Here is a 3,646-nt window from a genome sequence, read left to right as displayed (position 1 = left end):
CCCAGGCATTTTTTGGAGATCTTGATGGCTTTGGAGATCTTCATAGGGTCATCGTCCATCAGTACGACATCAGCGGCTTCAATGGCGGCATCGCTTCCCATGGCGCCCATGGCGATCCCGATATCGGCCCGGGATAAAACCGGGGCATCATTGATTCCGTCGCCGACAAACGCCAAAGCGGAATTCTTCGGTTTTTTGTTTAGAAGTTCTTCGACTTTTTCTACTTTGTTCTGCGGCAACAGATCGCTGTAGACTTCATCGAGACCTAACTTAGAGGCAATATCGGTGGCCGCTTTTTGGATATCTCCTGTCAGCATGACGGTTTTTTTGATGCCGCAGGCATGCAAAGCTTCAATGGCTTTCTGGCTGGTTGGTTTGATTTTATCGGAAATTACGATATGTCCGGCATAGGCTTTGTCGATGGCGATATGAAGGATGGTGCCGGTATGATGGCATTCGATATAAGGAATATCAAATTCTTTCATCAGCTTGTCGTTTCCAATCTGGATAAGGTGCCCATCCACTTTGGCCTGGATCCCTTTACCGCTGATTTCCTGGATCTCTTTGACACGGCTTCGGTCGATGGCTTTTCCATAGGCTTTCTGCAGGCTTTTTGAGATGGGATGACTGGAGGCACTTTCAGCGAAAGCGGCGTATTCAATGAGCTTTTCCTGTTCCAGCTGGTTATGGTGTACACCACTGACTTCAAATACTCCCTGGGTCAAGGTACCGGTCTTGTCAAAGACAACGATTCCGGTCTTTGACAGCGTCTCCAGATAGTTGGAACCTTTGACCAGTACACCGGCTTTGGAGGCACCGCCGATCCCGGCAAAAAAGCTTAACGGAATGGAAATCACCAGAGCGCACGGACAGCTGATGACCAAGAATGTCAAAGCCCGATAGATCCATGAATACCAGTTTGGATCATTGTGCATGATCATCGAAACAAGCGGCGGCAATACCGCCAGGGCCAGAGCGCTGTAACATACGGCCGGGGTATAGATCCGGGCAAATTTTGAGATAAAATCTTCCGAGCGGGATTTCCGGGAGCTGGCGTTTTCCACCAGATCCAGGATCCTGGAAACGGTGGATTCACCAAATTCCTTTGTGGTTTGGATCTTTAATACACCGGTCATATTGATGCATCCGCTGATGATTTCCTGACCATCGTGAATATCGCGAGGCACGCTTTCGCCGGTAAGGGCACTGGTGTTCAATGTGGAAGTTCCTTCTATGACGATGCCGTCAATCGGGACTTTTTCTCCAGGCTGAACAAGGATGACAGAACCAATCGGCACTTCATCGGGATCTACTTCGATGAGTTTTCCATCTTGTTCAATATGGGCGTAATCGGGACGGATATCCATCAGCTCGCTGATGTTTCTGCGGCTCTTTCCAACGGCATAGCTTTGAAACCATTCGCCGATCTGGTAAAACAACATAACGGCAATGGCTTCGAGATAGTCACCATCTTCTACAATGGCTAAGAAGATGGCACCGATGGTTGCGATGGCCATGAGAAAATTCTCATCAAAGACTTGTTTATTCAAGATTCCTTTGAACGCTTTGATCAAAATGTCGTAACCTACGATCAGATAGGGAATCATATAGAGTCCGAAGCGAAGGAATCCTGAGGAAGGAATAAAATGGATCAGGATCAATAGAAGGGTGCTGATAAGGATCCTGAAAAGGGTTTTCTTTTGTCGGGTTGTCATAAAGAGCCTCCTTAATAAAACAATTGAACAACTATTCAACTAATTACAGTATATCTCTTTTTGGAATAGAATCAAGTAAAAGTATAGATTTTCAATGAAAAACAGATATAATGAAATCTAAATCGGAGGAAAAGTATGAAAAAAATAGGTATTACGACTTCACAGATGATCATGGTCGATCATTCATTGTGTGGAAATAAAAAGACATCCGTTAACACGTTATATGTTGAATCCATTCGCCGGCAGGGAGCCTTGCCGGTGATCTTGCCTTGTATCAGCTCTAAGGAGGAAAACCAGGAGTATATCAAGATGTGCGATGGGTTTTTACTGACAGGAGGCATGGACATCGCTCCTTTGCTCTACAAAGAGATGCCGCAATCAAAGTGCGGTCCTTTTGATTATGAGGTCGATCAATCTCAGCTCGATCTAGTCAAGATGATCCTTGATTCAGGAAAACCGGTCCTTGCGATCTGTAGAGGGATGCAGCAGGTAAACATTGCCTTAGGGGGGACCTTGATCCAGGATATTCCTTCCCAGAAGGGGTATGGCAATCATTCTTTTGATTATGACGGGAATCTGGTGCATGCCATTGAAATTGAAAAAGATTCGTTATTGTACGAGATCTTAAAAAAGGAAGAGCTCCTTGTCAACAGTCTTCATCATCAGGCTTTAGGGAAACTGGGAGAAGGGATGGAAATCATGGCCAAAGCGCCCGATGGCATCGTTGAGGCTGCCGGGATCCGAGAAAGAAAGATCCTGGGCGTACAGTGGCACCCGGAATTGTTGATGGAGAAGGGAAAGGATATGAATCGGCTGTTTCAATGGCTGATAGAAACTGTGGAATAGATTTTCACAGTTTTTTTACGAAGTTGATTCTTCTTTACGTATCTATATGTAGAATGAGAGGAATCAATATGACAAATCGTTTACTGGATACTCTGGAACAGGAAAAATACAACTATGATGAATCTTGCAAGAAAATATTGTGCGAGGTACAAATCATGGCGTACATACTAAAGGAATGTGTGGAAGAGTTTGAAAGATTTTCCCGAAAAGAAATAGAACAGCTTCTCAAGCAGGAAATAATCATAATGAATGGTGAAGAAATCTCTGTGAATGGAGCGCGTATCTATTATGATGTGTTTTTTGAAGTCAAAGGGGAGAAACTTTTGATTGATGTGGAACCGCAAAATAGAGAACCGGGAACATATCCTCTTTTAACGCGAGCCATGTATTATGGAATTCGAATGTTGGATAGGCAGATAGAAGGAAGGTATGCTTCTTTCAAAAAAGTATATTCGATATGGATCTTATTCAATCCAACAGGAAATAAAGGCAATGTGATCAATACATATAGTATGAACGAGAAATCAAAGTTAAAAGAATATCAGGCATCAAAAAAAGATTATGATTTGGTACAAATTGTTATGATCCATCTGCCAAAAAAAGGCCAAAAGGGGAAGAGTCCTATGATGGAACTGTTGAAAGATATTTTTGTAGAGAATTATTCACCAAAGCATATAAAAGATATACTAGTGAATAAATATGGTATAATATTGACAGAAGGATTGGATCAGGAGGTGGATCGAATGTGTAATTGGAGTGAAGGCGTTTATGAAAATGGAAAGTTGGAAGGCCGAAAAGAAGGCCGAAAAGAAGGTCGAAAAGAAGGTCGATTGGAAGGTCAAAAAGAGGGAATAAGCGCTGGAATTCAACAATCTACTCTTAATCATGTTCAAAAAATAATGAAGAAATTTTCTATAAACGAAACGGAAGCTTTAGATGCTTTGGAAGTAGAAGGAAAACTTCGAGCCATCATATTAAAAGAACTAGGTTATCATTAAGAGAAGCTTTGATTTCAAATATGAATAGGAGGTGGATCGAATGTGTAATTGGAGTGAAGGCGTTTATGAAAATGGAAAGTTGGAAGG

The 3,646-nt window shown here is 42.6% G+C and carries 3 protein-coding genes; 2 read left to right on the top strand and 1 reads right to left on the bottom strand.

Going from position 1 to position 3,646, the window contains the following annotated elements; all coding sequences use genetic code 11:
• On the bottom strand, positions 1 to 1,715 hold a 1,715-nt coding region (locus Q0K03_RS07285; RefSeq protein ID WP_297239047.1), incomplete at its 3' end, for a heavy metal translocating P-type ATPase.
• Between the two features lie 135 nt (positions 1,716 to 1,850).
• Here Q0K03_RS07285 and Q0K03_RS07280 point away from each other — a divergent pair.
• Positions 1,851 to 2,561 (top strand): gamma-glutamyl-gamma-aminobutyrate hydrolase family protein, encoded by a 711-nt coding sequence (locus Q0K03_RS07280; protein ID WP_297239046.1) that lies wholly within the window; start codon positions 1,851 to 1,853, stop codon positions 2,559 to 2,561.
• 68 nt (positions 2,562 to 2,629) lie between these two features.
• Positions 2,630 to 3,559: a hypothetical protein gene (locus Q0K03_RS07275; RefSeq protein WP_297239045.1), complete on the top strand. Its 930-nt coding sequence runs from the start codon at positions 2,630 to 2,632 to the stop codon at positions 3,557 to 3,559.
• Positions 3,560 to 3,646 lie beyond the last annotated feature (87 nt).

Source organism: uncultured Faecalicoccus sp., assembly GCF_944327125.1.
Taxonomy (GTDB): Bacteria; Bacillota_I; Bacilli_A; order Erysipelotrichales; family Erysipelotrichaceae; genus Faecalicoccus.
Note: the sequence above shows the minus strand (reverse complement) of the source record. Positions and strands in the feature narration are given on the sequence as shown.

Bases quoted from the DNA above. Each gene is read 5' to 3' on its own strand.
- Q0K03_RS07280 (WP_297239046.1), top strand. From the start codon at position 1,851: ATGAAAAAAATAGGTATTACGACTTCACAGATGATCATGGTCGATCAT.
- Q0K03_RS07275 (WP_297239045.1), top strand. From the start codon at position 2,630: ATGACAAATCGTTTACTGGATACTCTGGAACAGGAAAAATACAACTAT.